The sequence below is a fragment of the Ruegeria sp. CDSA193 genome, assembly GCF_059611885.1.
The window spans coordinates 61,819-78,296 of sequence record NZ_JBXWPN010000002.1; the positions used below are offsets into that span (position 1 = coordinate 61,819).

The 16,478-nt window shown below is 57.3% G+C and carries 15 protein-coding genes; 6 read left to right on the forward strand and 9 right to left on the reverse strand.

Annotated features, from left to right (window positions below; translation table 11 throughout):
* Positions 1-49: 49 nt before the first annotated feature.
* From AC2FLG_RS03340 to AC2FLG_RS03350, 3 genes are read left to right on the forward strand one after another with little or no spacing between them, the layout of a single operon-like run.
* Positions 50-1,174 (forward strand): cobalamin-independent methionine synthase II family protein, encoded by a 1,125-nt coding sequence (locus AC2FLG_RS03340; protein ID WP_496704993.1) that lies wholly within the window; start codon positions 50-52, stop codon positions 1,172-1,174.
* Complete coding sequence (locus AC2FLG_RS03345; protein ID WP_496704995.1) at positions 1,171-1,866, forward strand: alpha/beta fold hydrolase; 696 nt, start codon at positions 1,171-1,173, stop codon at positions 1,864-1,866. Before AC2FLG_RS03340 ends, AC2FLG_RS03345 begins: the two co-directional genes overlap by 4 nt.
* A complete protein-coding gene (locus tag AC2FLG_RS03350) occupies positions 1,863-2,558 on the forward strand; it encodes an RraA family protein (RefSeq protein WP_496702200.1) in 696 nt (231 codons plus the stop codon). Before AC2FLG_RS03345 ends, AC2FLG_RS03350 begins: the two co-directional genes overlap by 4 nt.
* Positions 2,559-2,668: 110 nt before the next feature.
* On the opposite strand, the gene AC2FLG_RS03355 is transcribed toward AC2FLG_RS03350, so the two are convergent.
* From AC2FLG_RS03355 to ugpB, 5 genes are read right to left on the reverse strand one after another with little or no spacing between them, the layout of a single operon-like run.
* Entirely contained in the window at positions 2,669-3,604 is a 936-nt protein-coding gene (locus tag AC2FLG_RS03355) for a glycerophosphodiester phosphodiesterase family protein (RefSeq protein ID WP_496702637.1), read from the reverse strand.
* On the reverse strand, positions 3,604-4,659 hold the full coding sequence (gene ugpC / locus AC2FLG_RS03360) for a sn-glycerol-3-phosphate ABC transporter ATP-binding protein UgpC (protein ID WP_496702639.1): 1,056 nt from the start codon (positions 4,657-4,659) through the stop codon (positions 3,604-3,606). The genes AC2FLG_RS03355 and ugpC overlap by 1 nt, the downstream gene beginning before the upstream one ends.
* Before the next feature lie 3 nt (positions 4,660-4,662).
* The gene (gene ugpE, locus AC2FLG_RS03365; RefSeq protein WP_496702423.1) at positions 4,663-5,499 is read right to left on the reverse strand and encodes a sn-glycerol-3-phosphate ABC transporter permease UgpE; all 837 of its coding nucleotides are present in this window, start codon (positions 5,497-5,499) and stop codon (positions 4,663-4,665) included.
* 20 nt (positions 5,500-5,519) lie between these two features.
* Positions 5,520-6,401 (reverse strand): sn-glycerol-3-phosphate ABC transporter permease UgpA, encoded by an 882-nt coding sequence (ugpA, locus tag AC2FLG_RS03370; protein ID WP_142639899.1) that lies wholly within the window; start codon positions 6,399-6,401, stop codon positions 5,520-5,522.
* Between the two features lie 57 nt (positions 6,402-6,458).
* Entirely contained in the window at positions 6,459-7,769 is a 1,311-nt protein-coding gene (ugpB, locus tag AC2FLG_RS03375) for a sn-glycerol-3-phosphate ABC transporter substrate-binding protein UgpB (RefSeq protein ID WP_271949090.1), read from the reverse strand.
* 181 nt (positions 7,770-7,950) lie between these two features.
* On the opposite strand from ugpB, the gene AC2FLG_RS03380 reads away from it, so the two are divergent.
* Both AC2FLG_RS03380 and AC2FLG_RS03385 read left to right on the forward strand, forming a co-directional pair.
* Complete coding sequence (locus tag AC2FLG_RS03380) at positions 7,951-8,856, forward strand: LysR substrate-binding domain-containing protein (RefSeq protein ID WP_496704998.1); 906 nt, start codon at positions 7,951-7,953, stop codon at positions 8,854-8,856.
* A gap of 239 nt (positions 8,857-9,095) precedes the next feature.
* The gene (locus AC2FLG_RS03385; RefSeq protein ID WP_496705000.1) at positions 9,096-11,075 is read left to right on the forward strand and encodes a bifunctional 2',3'-cyclic-nucleotide 2'-phosphodiesterase/3'-nucleotidase; all 1,980 of its coding nucleotides are present in this window, start codon (positions 9,096-9,098) and stop codon (positions 11,073-11,075) included.
* A 117-nt stretch (positions 11,076-11,192) separates the two neighbouring features.
* On the opposite strand, the gene AC2FLG_RS03390 is transcribed toward AC2FLG_RS03385, so the two are convergent.
* The 4 genes from AC2FLG_RS03390 to paaG are packed head-to-tail and all read right to left on the reverse strand — an operon-like array spanning position 11,193 to position 14,341.
* Complete coding sequence (locus AC2FLG_RS03390) at positions 11,193-11,789, reverse strand: TetR/AcrR family transcriptional regulator (RefSeq protein ID WP_496698294.1); 597 nt, start codon at positions 11,787-11,789, stop codon at positions 11,193-11,195.
* A gap of 3 nt (positions 11,790-11,792) precedes the next feature.
* A complete protein-coding gene (gene paaK, locus AC2FLG_RS03395) occupies positions 11,793-13,103 on the reverse strand; it encodes a phenylacetate--CoA ligase PaaK (RefSeq protein WP_496705002.1) in 1,311 nt (436 codons plus the stop codon).
* Between the two features lie 24 nt (positions 13,104-13,127).
* Positions 13,128-13,553: a hydroxyphenylacetyl-CoA thioesterase PaaI gene (paaI, locus tag AC2FLG_RS03400; RefSeq protein ID WP_496705360.1), complete on the reverse strand. Its 426-nt coding sequence runs from the start codon at positions 13,551-13,553 to the stop codon at positions 13,128-13,130.
* A 2-nt stretch (positions 13,554-13,555) separates the two neighbouring features.
* On the reverse strand, positions 13,556-14,341 hold the full coding sequence (gene paaG, locus AC2FLG_RS03405) for a 2-(1,2-epoxy-1,2-dihydrophenyl)acetyl-CoA isomerase PaaG (protein ID WP_496705004.1): 786 nt from the start codon (positions 14,339-14,341) through the stop codon (positions 13,556-13,558).
* A 103-nt stretch (positions 14,342-14,444) separates the two neighbouring features.
* Here paaG and AC2FLG_RS03410 point away from each other — a divergent pair, with 103 nt between their 5' ends.
* Positions 14,445-16,478 (forward strand): FAD-dependent oxidoreductase, encoded by a 2,034-nt coding sequence (locus tag AC2FLG_RS03410; protein WP_496705006.1) that lies wholly within the window; start codon positions 14,445-14,447, stop codon positions 16,476-16,478.

Sequence of the window (16,478 nt, forward strand, 5' to 3'; positions counted from 1 at the left end):
CGCTGCCTTCCGGGCGGCGCAGATCAGACTTGCAGAGGGAGAAGAAGGAATGACCCGCATTTCAACCACACATGTAGGGAGCCTTCCGCGTAGTCAGGAGGTCGTGGATTTCATCTTTGCGCGCGAGCGTGCAGAGCCATTTGACGCGGATGCGTTTGATGCCTGCATGACCTCGGCAGTGTCCGAGACAGTGCGCAAACAGGTCGAAGCCGGGGTCGATATCGTATCGGATGGCGAGACGTCGAAGATCTCATACGCCACCTATGTCAAAGATCGCTATACTGGTTTTGACGGGGACAGCCCGCGCAACGCGCCAGCAGATCTGAAGATGTTTCCCGGCTTCCTGAAACGCCTGGCTGATGATGGCGGTACGCCACAATATGCGCGCCCAATGTGTGTGGGTGAGGTGCGGTCAAAAGGGCAAGGTGAACTGCAAAAAGACATCGACAACCTCAAGGCCGCCATGGCCGCGCATGGTGTCGAGCGTGGTTTTATGAACGCGGCCAGCCCGGGTGTCATCTCGCTGTTTCTGCAAAATGATTTCTACCCCACGCGTGAAGCCTATCTGGCTGCACTCGCCGATGCGATGAAGCAAGAGTACGAAACCATTGTGGGGGCCGGTCTGGATCTACAGCTGGATTGCCCGGACCTGGCCCTGTCTCGCCATATGCTGTTCTCTGACCTTTCGGACGAAGAATTTGTCAAGATCGCCAATTTGCATGTTGAGGCCCTGAACCACGCATTGCAGGACGTTCCCGCTGACAAGGTGCGCGTCCATATTTGCTGGGGCAATTACGAAGGACCGCATTGTTGCGACATTGGAATGGACAAAGTGTTCGGCACGCTGATGTCGACCAAATCCCGCTATGTCCTGTTCGAAACCTCGAACCCCCGTCATGCGCATGAATGGACGGTGTTCCGTGACCGCAAAGCCGAAATACCTGAGGACAAAGTGCTTGTACCTGGAGTTGTCGACACCACGACAAATTTTGTCGAACATCCGGAACTGGTCGCCCAACGTATTGAACGGTTTTCGAATATTGTCGGCCGCGAAAGAGTGATCGCGGGCTCGGATTGCGGATTTGGCACTTTTGCCGGATTTGGTGCGGTTGATCCCGATATCGCCTTTGCCAAGCTTGGATCTCTGGCCGACGGGGCTGCATTGGTCGCATGAAACCACTTGTAATGTTGCCCGGCATGATGTGCGACGCCCGGCTTTTTGCCCCGCAGGTCGCGGCGCTTTCGAGCAGCAATCCTGTCCTCTACGCGCCGATTGGGGGGCATGACACGGTGCAGGCTTTGGCCGCCGAAGTGTTGTCTTATGCGCCCCCGCGCTTTGTCCTTGCGGGTCTGTCCATGGGTGGCATCGTTGCGATGGAAATAATCCGGCAGCAACCGCAGCGCGTCGTCAGCGTGGCGCTGATGGATACCAACCACTTGGCCGAACGGGATGACGTCAAAGCCAGGCGTGGTCCACAAATCGCTTCTGTGTCCAGTGGGGGCTTGGGCCGGGTCATGGCCGAGGAGATGAAACCAAACTACCTGACCGATGGCCCGAACCGCGAGGCAATTCTGAACCTGTGCATGGATATGGCCTTGGGTCTTGGACCGGATGTTTTTATCAACCAGTCCAAAGCATTGCGAGATCGCCCCGACCAAAGCGATACCTTGCGCGGTTATCCCGGACAGGCCCTGATCCTGTGCGGGAAAGATGATGCTTTGTGCCCGGTTTCGCGACACGCCCTGATGCATGAACTTCTCACGAATAGCCGTTTCGAGGTCATCGAGCAGGCGGGGCATTTGCCTACACTTGAACAACCCGAACTGACGACAGCGGCTCTGTGCCGTTGGCTGGAGGCATTATGAAAAAACCCTTGCTGGACCTTTTGAAATCCGTCGACACCCCCACCGTTTGCAATGCGATAGAAGTGGCGCAAGGCAAGCGTGGGTTCGACAATTTCACGCGGGGCACAATGCTGTGCTCGGATCCCGATGCGGGGGCAATGGTCGGTTATGCCAGAACGGCAAAGATCGCGGCGGTGAACCCTCCCGAAGACCCTCCCGAAGTGATCCGTCAGCGCCGGATGGATTACTACCGGCACATGGCAACGGGCACAGGCCCGGCTGTTACGGTTGTCGAAGATTTGGATTTCCCGGACTGCATCGGTGCTTATTGGGGTGAGATCAATACCACGGTCCACAAAGGGTTTGGCATCAGCGGTGCGTTGACCAACGGCGTGATGCGGGATCTGGGCGATTTGCCGGATGGGTTTCCGGTTGTGTCGGGCTCGGTCGGTCCAAGCCACGGGTTCGTGCATGTCAAAGAGGTTGGCACCCCGGTGACCATCTTCAGCCTCTCGATCAAGGACGGGGACCTGGTGCATGCGGACCGGCACGGCGCTTTGGTGATCCCGCCCGAAGTGGTGGACAGCCTGGAACAGGCGATCCGTAAATTGCTTGAAACCGAAAAGCTTATTCTTGGCCCAGCACGCGCGTCAGAGTTCGATTTTGAAGCCTTTGAACAAGCATGGGCGGCGTTCGAATCCTCGCGCACGTAGTGCAGCAACAACCGCGCGGCCCAGCTATAGACTAACCCGATAGCGAGGCGATGTGATTCTGAATGGTCCCGTCATTAGCGATGGAGATCGTGTCGGAAATCGCGGCTGGATCACACCCATCTCATGCCCAAATCCGACAGATGCCTTTGAACCCGTCCAGGATAGTCCGAGACGATGGCATCAACGCCCAGATCAATCATCCTGCTGATTTCCGCCGGTTCATTGACCGTCCATACGGCTACGCAAAGCCCAAGTTCTTTGGCAACCGCGACGTCCTCAGATATCACATCTGCGAAATACGGACACCAAAGCGCGCCGCCCGCTTGCTTGACCATTTGCGGGATTTTTTCGCTTTGGCCTCGAAAGTCCGGACAAACGGCCTTGGAGGAATCCTCGCCAACGTCATCGGCATTTTCGGGAAGCTGCGTCAGGTAAGATGACGGCATGCCAGGTGCCTGCCGCTGACAGACTTCCAACAGGGTCCAGTCAAAGCTGTGCAGCAACACGCGATCGGATAGGCCAGCGGCCCGAACCTGCTGTACCACGCGTTCGACAAAGCGGTCCAGATAGGCCGCGTCATGGGCCAGATCCGGATCAGATTTCAGTTCGAGCATCAGATTGGCTTTGCTGTATTCCGGCCGATTGATCAGATCCAGAAGGTCCTGCAGCTTTGGCACGCGAACGCCGTCCAGTTGGGCCTGATCGGGGAACCGTCGACCATAATCCGAGTGTCCGTCCAAGCGCCCGATTTCGAACTGTTGAATCTGGTCGAAGGACAGGGATGAGACTTTGGGTTCTTTTCCGGTCAAAAACTGACCGCTGGCATCCCGAAAGGTCGGCGCGTGCAGCCGATGGTTATGGGTTATGACAGGCACATCATCCGCCGTCAGCACCACGTCAAACTCAAGAAGCGGAACCCCGATGGACAGCGTAAAATCGAAACCGATCATGCTGTTTTCGGGCAGGACGCCGCGTGCCCCCCGGTGCCCTACTACACGGATCAGGTTTTTACCGCCGCGAAACGCCTCGACCTGAGGGAAAGGCATCAGCCCTCGAGCCTTATGCCAGAGGCCGGGTCAAACAGATGCATATGCTCTGGCGCAACAGAAAAACGCATATTGGGATGACGGCCTTCGATCGGATGAACACCCGGAAGGCTGATCGTGATTGCCGCGCCAGAGCCTGACACCTGACCGTGCAACAATGTATTCGCCCCCAGTGGTTCAGCTATCTGAACTATGACATCGAAGGGCCCGTTTTCATCAAGGAACAGATGCTCTGGCCGTATGCCCAATTTGAACGGGCCATCGGGCCCGTCCGAGGGGCCAATCTCGGTATCGTTGATCCTGATCTTTCCGCCCTGGCGCTCTGCATCAAAGGTATTCATCGCCGGGCTGCCGATGAATTGCGCAGCGAACAGCGTCCGCGGCGTCTCATAGACCTCAAGCGGAGTGCCGATTTGCTCGGCAATACCACCGTTCATCACGATCATTCTGTCGGCCATGGTCATGGCCTCGACCTGATCATGGGTCACGTATAGCGAGGTGATACCCAGCTTTTCTTGCAGTTCGCGGATTTCCAGGCGCATCTGGACACGCAGCTTTGCATCCAGGTTTGAGAGCGGCTCATCAAACAGGAACACGGCAGGTTCACGGACAATAGCGCGGCCCATGGCAACCCTCTGGCGTTGACCGCCTGAAAGCTGACGGGGCTTGCGGTCAAGCAGCGGCTCAAGCTGCAACAGCTTAGCGGCCTCGGTCACCTTCTGGTCAATCTGAGCCTTGGGCAATCCGGCGATTTTCAAACCATAGCCCATGTTCTGGCGTACCGACATATGGGGGTACAGAGCATAGTTCTGGAACACCATCGCAATGTCCCGGTCCATCGGCTCCTTGTCATTGGCGCGCTCTTCGCCAATCCGGATTTCGCCGGATGTCACAGTCTCAAGCCCGGCCACCATCCGCAGCAAAGTGGATTTGCCGCAGCCGGAGGGGCCCACGATCACGATAAACTCGCCATCCGCGATATCGACGTCGATGCCATGAATGACGTCCGTCGGGCCAAAGCTCTTTTTGACGTTCTCAAGAGATACTGTTGCCATTTCTTATTTCTCGCTATCGACAAGGCCGCGGACAAAAAGCTTTTGCATCGACACCACCACAAGGACCGGTGGGATCATTGCCAGGATCGAGGTTGCCATGATCGTCGGCCAATGGGCAAAATCATCGCCCGAGGGGAACATCTGTTTGATGCCCATCACGATGGTGTTCATTTCGGGGTCGGTCGTGATCAGCAGCGGCCAGAGATATTGGTTCCACCCATAGATGAACAGGATCACGAACAGGGCCGCGATGTTGGTTCGGCTCATCGGGATCACGATATCAATAAAGAACCGCATGGGGCGGGCGCCATCCACCCGCGCGGCCTCGGCCAGTTCGTCCGGGATGGTCAGAAAGAACTGGCGGAACAGGAACGTGGCCGTGGCCGAGGCGATCAGCGGAAAGATCAGCCCCGAATAACTGTTGAGCATACCAAACCCGGCCACCACCTCGAAGGTCGGGACAATCCGCACCTCAACCGGCAGCATCAGGGTCAGGAAGATCAGCCAGAAAAACGTGTTTCTCCCGGGAAAGCGGAAATAGACGATGGCAAAGGCTGACAGCAGCGAGATGACGATCTTGCCCACGGCAATGCCAATCGCCATCACCAGGCTGTTGAACAGCATCGTTGCGACCGGGACGTTCACGCCGGAAAACAGGGCCGCCTTGTAATTCACCCAGAACTGATCACCTGGCACAACCGGCATCGGGGGCGAGATGATATCGGCCTGAGTAACGGTCGAGGCTACAAAGGCCAGCCAGATCGGGAAGAAGATGATCAGAACGCCAAGGATCATAAACGCATGGGTCAGCCACAGGCCCGCGCCACGTTTCTCGACCATACCATGTTGTTGGGCCGCCATCAGTAATGCACCCTCTTCTCAACATATTTGAACTGGATCACTGTCAGCAGGCCGACAACCACCAGCAGGATGACCGACTGGGCCGAAGACGACCCCAGATCTTGGCCCACAAACCCATCGGAAAAGACTTTGTAGACCAGGATGGTTGTGGCTTGTTGCGGACCCCCTCCGGTGATCGTGTGGATCACGCCGAAAGTTTCAAAGAAGGCATAGACAATGTTCACGACCAGCAGGAAGAACGCGGTCGGCGACAAAAGCGGCAGTACGATGGTAAAGAACCGGCGCCAAAAATGGGCCCCATCAATCGCCGCTGCTTCGATGACCGAGCGGGGCACGGATTGCAGCGCCGCAAAGAAGAACAGAAAGTTATAGCTGATGCGTCCCCAGGCCGAGGCGACAACGACCAGCCCCATGGCTTCGGCATCGTTCAGGACGTGGTTCCAGTCATAGCCGAGCTGGCCAAGATACCATGCGACCACACCAACGCGGGTGTTGAACATGAACAGCCACAGCACACCCGCCACCGCTGGGGCAACGGCGTAGGGCCAGATCAACAAGGTCCGATACACGCCCGAGCCCTTGATCAGTCGATCTGCGATGACTGCCAGGAACAAGGCCGGGATCATCGAGCATAGGGTCACAAGCGTAGAAAACACCGCCGTCGTCACGAATGAGGCGCGGTAGTATTTATCGCTCAGCAGGAATTCGAAATTGCCCAAGCCCACGAACTGAGAAGACAACCCGAACGGGTCGGGAATGAACAACGATTGCCAAACGGCCTGACCAGCAGGATAGAAAAAGAAGACGGCGGAAATGATGACCTGCGGGGCGATCAGCGCAAGCGGCAGCAGCCAGCCGCGAAAAATGACGCGTTTTTCCATTCTATTGGCCCACCAGAGTAGAATGCGGGCCCAACGAGGCCCGCATCAGATTACGACTTATTGATTGGCGGATTCGAACCGGCGCAGCAGCGCGTCGCCGCGTTCCTTCGCACTGTCCATCGCCTCTTGGGCGGTCTTTTCACCGGCCCAGATGGCCTCAAGCTCTTCGTCGATGATGCCACGGATCTGGTCGAATGATCCCAGACGCAGACCTTTCGAGTTTGCCGTCGGCTCTTTCGCGGTCATCTGGATGACGGCGATGTCGGTGCCTGGGTTTTCGTCATAGAAACCAGACGCTCGGGTCGCTTCGCCCGCCTCGGTGGTGATCGGCAGATAGCCGGTGTTCTGGTGCCAGGCTGCCTGAACGTCAGACGAGGACAGGAAGCTGAGGAACTCGCCGACGCCTTTGTATTCATCGGCCTCATGACCTTCCATGACCCACAGTGAGGCACCACCGATGATGGTGTTCTGTGGCTCGGCCGTGACAGCTTCCCAATAGGGCAGCGGACGCACGTCGAAATCAAACTCGGCTTCGGCTTTGATCCCGGCGTATCCTGCCGAGCTTTCGGTGAACAGGGCGCATTCGCCGGACCGGAAGTTCGCGCCACCTTCGTTGCGGCGGCCCGTGTAGATGAACTTGCCGTCCTTGGCCCAGTCACCCATCGCGGTCAGGTGTGCAACCTGGGCCGGACCGTTCAGCATCAGCTCGGTATCCAGACCGGCAAAGCCGTTATCCTGCGAGGCGAAGGGGACGTCGTGATAGGCTGACAGGTTCTCAAGATGAATCCAGCTTTGCCATGCAGTGACCAACGGGCAATCTTCACCACCGGCCTTGAGCTGCTCCAGCGTTTCCCCGACCTTTTCCCAGGTCGACAGATCGGTGTCAGGATCAACGCCCGCCGCTTCGAACGCATTGCGGTTGACCCAAAGAACCGGTGTTGACGAGTTGAAGGGCAGGGACAGCATGTCGCCATCCGTGGTCGTATAATACCCTTTGACCGAGCCGATATAGGCGTCCGGATCAAATGACGCACCGCTTTCGGCCATCACCTCATAGACCGGTTTGATCGCGCCCTGGGCCGACATCATAGTTGCGGTGCCAACCTCGAATACCATCAGGATCTGCGGTTGTTCACCGGCGCGGAAGGCGGCGATGCCTGCATTCAGGGTTTCCGAATAGTTGCCCTTGTGGCTTTCAACCACGACATATTCATCCTGGCTGGCGTTGAATTCTTCAACCTGAGCTTTCACAAGCTCACCCAGGCGGCCGGTAAAGGCATGCCAGAACTGAACTTCGGTTTGCGCCATTGCCGCGATCGGGGACAAGGCTGTTGATACGGCAAGAGCGCCAAGCAATTTCGTTTTCATGATTCCTCCCATGCATCAAAGGCGATGCTTCGTTGAATACCGAGCGCTACGCGTAATCGGCACACATGACGATTTCACGACGTTAACGTTACAGAAATATAATTCAAGCCTGATTTTCTGGCAAAAAATATAATACGATGTTATGAGCTGACCGAGGTTTGCAGCAAAAACAGGACGCTCCATGAGCCAGACCCTGAGAATTAGGCAGCTTGAGGCACTTATGGCGGTGACCGTCAATGGCTCGGTCACGGCTGCCGCATCCGATCTGGGTGTCAGCCAGCCTGCGGTCAGCAGGTTGCTTTCAGATTTGGAAAAATCGCTGGGGTTTCAACTGTTCGACCGCCGCGAAGGTCGGTTGGTTCCGACGCAGGAAGTTCGCTATCTGCAACCCAGCGTAGAGCGCGTGTTGGAATTGATGCGGCAGATCTCGGATGTCAGTCAGGACATCACGCAACGCAAAGCCGGGCATATTCGCGTCGCCTGCCTTCCTGGCTTCGCCACCAGTCACTTACCAGACGTTGTTGCTGGATTTCTGAGCGACCGGCCTGGTGTCACCATGACGATAGAGCCGGATAGGCCCGAGCGTATCCTGGAGTGGATGATCGGCGAGCAATATGATTTCGGAATCACAGATGGGTTTAATGGCCACCCGGCTGTCGAAAGCACCCATATTGATATCCGCACAGTTTGCGTCTTTCCCGCAGGCCATGCGCTGGAAGACCTTTCGACCGTGACACCGGCAGATATTGCCGATCAGAAGATCATCCACACCCGGCGCGACAGCGACTTTTTCGTGCGCCTGTCGCGTGCATTTCAAAACTCGAATGTCGAACTGAACTCGCATATCGAGGTTCGGCAATTCACAGCCGCTTGCGAATTGGTGGTGAAGGGCGTTGGGGTGTCTGTCGTTAGCGAACTGGACGCAGTACAATATCAGAACAGAGGGTTGAGCTATCGGCCTTTCAGGCCATTTCTGCCTCATACGCTGTCGCTGGTGCGACCGGTTTTGAAGCAACCATCGCTGGTCACGCTGGAATTCATAGAACAGTTCAGCGACAGCCTTGGACCTTTCATCGCCGATCCTTAGCTGGATACAGCCGAAAGCGTTGCCCGATTGATTGCCTGAACGCGGCTTTGAGCATTGGCAAGATTTTACAAAAATCGAATTGAGACCCCGGGATTGCTTTACGCGCCCTGAAACTTGTGGGCAAACTGACTTGGTTCATGCCCAGTTCGACGCGTGGCAGGACCTGCCAGCCAGTGTCACACCACTGTTTCGCAGGGCTTGCACAAGTCGCGTCGACAAACGAAAATGAAAGGTGTCACATGCCATTTTCCAACCCCAGCTTGATGTCCCGCCGTCGGTTCCTTGCGACCACTACCGCCAGCGCCGCGGCCATTACACTTCATCCTTTTTCTGCGGCGGCTGCCAATAATCAGGCGCATTTACGGATAATGGAGACGACGGACATTCATGTGCATGTCTTCCCTTATGATTATTACGCCGACAAGCCTCGCGACACGGTAGGCCTGTCCCGCACCGCTTCGATCATCAACGGCATCCGGTCCGAGGCGACGAATTCTCTGCTGGTCGATAACGGAGACTTTCTGCAGGGCAACCCAATGGGCGATTACATCGCCTATGAGCGCGGGATGAAAGAGGGCGACAGCCACCCGATTATCACCGCCTTCAACACAGTCGGTTATGACGCCGCCACATTGGGCAATCACGAATTCAACTACGGTTTGGACTTTTTGGAAAAGGCGCTTGCTGGCGCGGATTTCCCGGTTGTTCTGGCCAATGTAGCAAAGGAACAGAGGGCAAACCCGCGTGAGGATAAAACGCTGGTCAAACCCTATGCGATTCTCGACCGCGAGATTGAAATGGGCGATGGCAGCAAACACCCGATCAAGGTCGGCGTCATTGGGTTTACGCCGCCGCAAGTCATGAACTGGGACCGCAAGCATCTCGAAGGCAACGTGCAGGCCCGCGACATTGTCGAGACAGCGCAAGCCTATGTGCCTGAGATGAAAGAGCAGGGTTGCGACTTGATCATCGCGCTTTCGCATTCGGGGATTGGCGATGCCGACCATTCCGATGGTATGGAAAACGCCTCGGTTGTGCTGGCTGGCGTTGACGGGATTGACGCGCTGGTGACCGGTCACAACCACCTTGTTTTCCCGTCCGAGACATTTGCCGACCGTCCCGGTATTGACGTTGTAAAAGGGACGTTGATGGGCAAACCCGCCGTCATGGGCGGGTTCTGGGGATCACATCTTGGCCTTCTGGACCTGCTGCTGGAGCGCGATGGGAACGAGTGGCGTGTGGTGACCACAACATCTGAGGCGCGCCCGATTTCGGTTCGCAACGAAGATCGCTCGATCACGGCGCTGGTCGAGGACGATCAGGCCGTGCTGGCCTCGGTCGCGAAAGACCACGACGAAACACTAGCCTATGTGCGCCGAGCGGTCGGCAAGACGTCGGCCCCGCTGCACAGCTATTTCGCGCTGGTTGCGGATGATCCATCTGTACAGATCGTGTCGATAGCGCAGAAATGGTACGTCGAAGAGATGATGAAGGGCACGGAACACGAAGGCCTGCCCATTCTGTCAGCCGCGGCGCCTTTCAAAGCCGGCGGTCGTGGTGGCCCGGAGTATTACACCGATGTCCCGGTGGGTGACGTGGCAATCAAGAACGTGGCCGACCTTTACCTTTATCCCAACACCCTGCGCGCAGTACGGGTGAACGGAGCGCAGGTCCGAGGTTGGCTGGAGCGGTCTGCCGGAATGTTTAATCAGGTCGAACCGGGCGCAAGCGACGCGGTCCTGCTGAACCCAGAGTTTCCGTCCTATAATTTCGACGTGATGGACGGCGTCACCTATCAGATCGACCTGTCCCAGCCATCGCGGTTTGGACCCAAGGGTGAAGAGGTCAACCCTGGCGCGGCCCGGATCGTGGACCTTGCCTTCAATGGTTCTCCGGTCACGGATGACATGGAGTTCATTATCGCCACCAACAATTACCGAGCGTCCGGTGGCGGATCTTTCCCCGGCGCGATGGGCGACACGGTTGTGTTCGAGGCGCCGGACACCAACCGCGACGTGATTGTCCGCTATATCGTCGAACAGGGCACGATTGACCCCAAAGCAGATGCCAACTGGTCGTTTGCGCCGCTGGACGGCACCACGGTCCTGTTCGAAACAGGCCCGAAGGCGCGTGACTATATGAGTGACGTCAAAGGTGTTTCGATCGAGGATGCCGGTGAGGGCGCAGATGGCTTTGCGGCCTTCCGCATCCAGCTGTAACAGATTGAAAGCAGGCTTATCCCCCTAATTTCTGACCCAATGGTATGGATCGGAATTGGGGGGTGAGCCTAAATTATTCTGTCAGGCAACTGTCCTGCGAAGCGGACCGTCTTGGGTCTAGAGTTTGCGTATTCCGTGAACGGTGAGCGTGCTGACCAGATCAGCGTAATCCTCACGTGCTTTGGTGCCTGCGCCGGTGTTCCACATGTAATACCAGTTCAGCATGCCAAAAACTGACATCGTCGCACCGCGCAGCTTGTCCTTGTCATCGCCAAACGAGTCCGGAGACAGGTCTTTCAGGATATCCCGGACGAAATTCACTAGATCCAGCTGATACCCTCGTAAGAGCTTTTGCTGATCGTCGCGCAGGGCGTTCATGCCGCTGATCTGCACTCGGTGTTCATCATCCGCACCCTGATAAGCGAACAGGATCTCACGAACGGTCTTTCGCAGCTTTTGCTCGGGTGTAAGACCCGTCAGATCAACCTCGCAGATGCGGTCGCGCAGCTCACGCAGATAGGTTTCGAGGATGTCATACAGGATGGCATCCTTACTGTCGTAATAGTGGTAGATGTTCGCCTTGGAGATTCCGCACTCATTGGCCAAAAGGGTCATCGAGGCGCGATCAAACCCCTGATCGGCAAACACTTTGGCTGCCGTTTTCAGGATTTGTTCCCGCTTTTGGTCGTGGTCTTTTGCGATTGTCCGGGCCAAGGCTTAATCCTTATCGCGGTTGTCGATGACGCGCTTCGCCTTGCCCTGAGAGCGTTCGACGTCGCCCGGCTCACCTACAACAATTTCAGTTGAAACTCCAACGATGTCCTTGATGCGTTTGGTCAGCATCCGGGCGGCCGCCGTCTTGGACATTTCATCGGTAGATCCCTGAGAGGCTTCGACAAAGACCCGCATGGCATCCATCCGGCCGGATTTATACAGCTCGACCTGGTAATAAGGCGCAAGGCCTCCGGTCGCCATGACCTGTTCCTCGATCTGGCTGGGAAAAACATTGACGCCGCGCAGGATCATCATGTCGTCGCTGCGGCCGGTGATCTTGGCCATGCGACGCATGGAGCGGGCCGTTCCGGGCAGCAGGCAGGTCAGGTCGCGCGTGCGATAGCGGATCATGGGCAGCCCTTCTTTGGTCAGGGTAGTAAAGACCAGCTCACCAGTTTCACCGTCGGGCAGTACTTCGCCGGTGGCGGGGTCGATGATTTCTGGCAGAAAGTGATCTTCCCAGATCACTGGGCCATCCTTGGTTTCGACGCATTCGCTGGCAACGCCGGGCCCCATGATCTCCGACAGGCCATAGATGTCGACCGCATGCATGTCGAATGCAGCCTCGATTTCCGAGCGCATCGCGTCGGTCCAGGGCTCGGCGCCGAAGATACCAACCTTCAGAGAGCTTTCGCGCGGATCAAGGCCCACCTTATGGAATTGTTCGAGGATGTTGAGCATGTAGGATGGGGTCACCATGATCCCATCGGGTTGAAAATCTGTGATCAGTCCAACCTGCTTTTCGGTTTGCCCGCCACCCATCGGAACCACGGTCGCCTCTAGACGTTCGATGCCGTAATGCGCGCCCAGACCCCCGGTGAACAAGCCATAGCCATAAGCGTTATGCACGATATCGCCCTTGCGCAGACCTGCGGCCCGCAGCGACCGAGCACCCAGATCGGCCCAGTTGTCGATATCGCCTTTGGTATAGCCCACAACAGTTGGCTTGCCGGTTGTCCCGGATGAGGCATGCAGCCGAACCAGTTGGCTGCGCGGCACGGCGAACATGCCGAACGGGTAGTTGTCACGCAGGTCGTTCTTGTAGGTGAAGGGAAATTTCGAAAGGTCAGATAACTGTTGCAGGTCATCTGGATGCACGCCGGCATCGTCGAAGCGCTGGGTGTATATCGGCACGTTTTCGTAAGCGTGACGCAGGGACCATTTCAGACGCTCCAACTGGGTGGTGCGGATTTCGTCAACCGAGGCGATCTCGATCGGGTCCAGGTCAGCTTTGTTAGGGGACAGGTCCTCCATCGCGTTACTCCTTCGGTCGCGAAGCTATTCTTGAAAATTCGTGCCACCAATCGCGCGGGACATGCCGCGGAATTCGGCGACCACGTTGCTGTCTTGATTGGTGACGCGCACGTCATAGATGCCGCTGCGGCCCGTAACCGAGACCTCGGTCGCGGTGGCCGTCAGGCGATCCCCCAGCTTGCCGGGGGCGAGATAGCTCATCATCGTGTGCTGGCCAACCGTCGCGTGATTACGGCTGTTGCAGGCAAAGGCGAAGGCGCTGTCGGCCAGGGCATGGGTCACGCCGCCATGGCACATGCCGTGCCCATTACAGTGATGCGCAACGACGGTCAGCGCCAGAACTGCGCAGCCTTCGTCCACCTCGACAAGCTCCATGCCAAACCATTTGCTGGCTTCGTCACTCGCCCACATTGCAGCGGCTGATTTTCTGGCACGTTCCTTTGGTGTCATCGTCATTTACCCTGAAAATTAGGCGCGCGCTTTTCAAGAAAGCTGGACACGCCCTCGGCATAATCCGCGCTTTCGCCGCAGATTTTCATTGCATCAGCCTCGAGTTCCAGATGATCAGACAAAGAGGTCGTCGCCGCTGCTTGGATACAGTGTTTGGTCTTGCCCAACCCAAGGGTCGGGCCATTGGCCAGTTGATCAGCCAGCGTACGAGCCTCTGCCAATAGCTGATCGTCGGGTATGGCTTTCCAGATCAGGCCCCAGTCTTCGGCCTGTTTGGCGGGCAGCGGCTGTGCGGTAAAGGCCAGCCCTTTGGCGCGCGCCTCGCCCAAAAGGCGGGGCAGGTGCCAGCTGCCGCCAGTGTCTGGGATCAGGCCGACCTTGGAAAAGCTCTGGATGAATTTCGCGCTTTCCGCTGCCAGAACCATGTCGCAGGCCAGTGCCAGATTGGCCCCGGCGCCGGCAGCGACACCATTCACCGCGCAGATGACAGGGCAGTCCAACGACCGGATCAGCCGCACGAGGGGGGCATAGAAACTGCGGACGGTCTTGCCCAGATCCGGCGGCCCGTCCATTTTCGACGGATCGCGGTCACCAAGGTCCTGGCCGGCACAAAAGCCACGCCCGGCGCCCGTCAGCAGCACTGCCCGCGCGCCTGTATCGCGCGCGGAATTCAAGGCAGCCTGAAGCGCGTGATGCATGTCTTCGTTGAACGAATTCAGCTTGTCTGGACGGTTCAACGTAATCTCGACCCAGTTCCCGTGATTTTCTACAAGAATCGTATCGCTCATCACTGCCTCGGCCGGTATCGTTTCAACTTTATGATTGCATTAACCGAACGGTTGGTCAATATATAAACGCAAGCCGAATCTGAGCAAATCAAAGGGATGGGTTATGGCAAAATCGCCGGTGGTGAGCGTTGAGCGGAAGGGTGACGTTGCCTGGGTAACGATCAACAATCCGCCAGTGAACGCGACATCCGCTGCGGTGCGTCAGGGGTTGGCCGACGCGGTAGGTGCCATCAAAGGCGCGCGCGTGGCTGTCCTGCGATGTGCGGGCAAAACCTTTGTTGCCGGTGGCGATATGTCAGAGTTCGACGCCCCACCGGTTGAGCCACATCTGCCTGACGTAGTACAGATGATCGAAGACAGTGAAGTTCCCTTTATCGCCTGCATGCACGGTACTGTTCTGGGCGGCGGGTTCGAGATTGCCATGGCTTGCGCTTGGCGCATTGCCGCGCCGGGCACCAGATTTGGTCTGCCAGAGGTCAATGTGGGTCTGATCCCCGGGGCAGGGGGCACCCAGCGTATTCCCCGTCTTGTGGGGATGGAGGCAGCGATTGACATGGCCTGCTGGGGCAAAATCCTGACTGCAGAAACGTTACTAGGGCTGGGTGGCCTTGATCTTGTCACTGAACAGCCTGAGGCTGCCGTTCAGGCCTTTGTGGCCAACCTGCCGCAGCGACCAGTGCCAGTCAGTCAGCGTAGCCTCACCAGCTTTGCACCGAACCTGATAGAGGTTTCGCGCGCGGAACTTTTGAAACGGTCAAAGGGTCAGCAGTCTCCGCTGGAAAATCTGACGGCATTGGGGTGGGCGACCGAACCCTTTGCCGATGCCTTGCCAAAAGAGCGCGTCCGCCATTTGGCCCTGCGCCAAGGTGCCGAAAGCCGAGCCCTTCGCCATGCTTTCTTTGCCGAACGGAGCGTGTCCAAACCTTCTTTGATCAGAGGCGTAACCCCGCGCGACATCAGCCGTATCGCGGTGGTCGGCGGCGGTCTGATGGGTGCCGGGATTGCAACCGCCGCCCTGAATGGGGGGTTTTCTGTCACGTTGATTGAGCAGAACGCCGAAGCCGCCGCGGCGGCCTTGGGGCGTGTTAAGGGCCTGCTCGAAGGCGCTGCCAAACGGGGAAAGCTGACTGAGGCGCAGATGCAGAGCCGCCTGAGCGCCTTTCGCGCCGTTGACAGCTATGCCGACGCACGGGATGCGCAACTGGCCATTGAGGCGGTGTTCGAGGACATATCTGTCAAACAGCAGGTTTTCGCGGAACTCGCCCGGCATATGGACACAAACGCAATTCTTGCCACCAACACATCTTATCTGGATCCAAACCAGATTTTCGCCGGTATCGACAGTCCGGCCCGCTGTATAGGTCTACATTTCTTCAGCCCAGCCCATGTCATGAAACTGCTTGAAATCGTACATACCGGGCATTCGGACCCAGAGGTCATCGCCACCGGATTTGCGTTTGGCAAAAAGCTGGGCAAAGTGGCGGTCCTATCGGGCATTTGCGATGGCTTTATCGGCAATCGCATGCTGGCCGCCTATCGGCGCGAGGCTGATTATCTTCTGGCAGATGGTGCGCTGCCTTATCAAGTGGATCAGGCCATGCGCGACTTTGGTATGCCCATGGGTCCGTACGAATTGCAGGATCTGACCGGTCTTCAGATCTCATGGGCCAATCGCAAGCGCAATGCTGCAACACGCCCACCGGATGAGCGCTATGTTTCTGTGGCCGACCAGCTTTGCGAGATGGAGCGTTTCGGGCAGCGGTCCAGAAAAGGCTGGTATCGTTATGATGACGGCGACCGTACGCCGATCCGTGATACACAGGTCGAGGCTTTGATCGAAGCCAACTCGGCTGAACTTGGCATCACCCGGCGCGCGTTTACGAGTACCGAGATTTCGTCCCGTTTGATGGCGGTACTTGCGAATGAGGGCGCATTGATCATCGAAGAGGGTATCGCCGAAAACGCGATGGCCGTGGATATGGTCCAGATCCATGGCTACGGATTCCCGCGCTGGCGCGGGGGGCCGATGAACTATCGGGATGAAATTGGGGCGCAGCTGTCGCGGGGAATAATGGAGACCGTCGCCTCTGAAAGCCCCGGGTCTTGGAGGATTGCGGGGCAGACCACATCACCATGA